Consider the following 722-nt stretch of genomic DNA (forward strand, 5'->3'; position numbering starts at 1 on the left):
GGTATGGGGTAATTATCAACAAAAATTGTGGATAACTGGGGCGCCGCCGAAACTGCTTTTTTCGCGTCTCAGGTTTCCCAAATCGTTTTTCGCCTGACAGGGGGTGCCACCATGGGTCAGCGGGGTCCGATGAAGGCGCCGACCAAGCTGCGACTGATCAACGGGAGGGGTGAAGGCCGTGACTCCGGGGGACGCAAGGTCGAGAAGGAAATCGGATTCGAGCGAGACAAGCCCAGGATGCCGTCCTATCTGCCAGAAGGGGCCAAGACCGTGTGGAAGAGCGTTGTCGAGACGCTGGATGGACTCGGCATCCTCAAGAAAGTGGACGGTCCGAGCCTGGAGGCGTACTGCACGGCTGTTTGGCAGATGCGTGAGTCCATGAAGCAGCTCCTGGAAGAAGGCATGACGGTCGAGACATCCCAGGGGGTGCCCAAACCACATCCAGCTGTGGCCGCGTTGAAGGCGGCCAGGGCCGACGTGCACACATTCGCGCGTGACTTCGGGCTCAATCCAGCGGCGGAAGGACAGATACAGGGGCTAGGTGAGGACGATGGCGACCAGGAAGCAAACCCCTTCGCCATCGGAGACTGAAACCATCGAACTTCCCCCCGATCAGGAGCTGGAACGGCTGAAGATCTCACCTGAGGTCGCCTGGTACATGCTCTCCCGCGGGCTGGAGCGGCCCCAGGAATGGCAGTCCCCCACGATCAAGACCTCCGACC

At 60.4% G+C, this 722-nt stretch carries 1 protein-coding gene; it reads left to right on the forward strand.

Annotation, left to right across the window (positions count from 1 at the left end):
- Positions 1–111 precede the first annotated feature (111 nt).
- Complete coding sequence (locus CRD60_RS08280) at positions 112–591, forward strand: phage terminase small subunit P27 family (protein WP_113852720.1); 480 nt, start codon at positions 112–114, stop codon at positions 589–591.
- Positions 592–722 lie beyond the last annotated feature (131 nt).

The sequence above is a fragment of the Bifidobacterium aemilianum genome, from assembly GCF_003315635.1.
GTDB lineage: Bacteria > Actinomycetota > Actinomycetes > Actinomycetales > Bifidobacteriaceae > Bifidobacterium > Bifidobacterium aemilianum.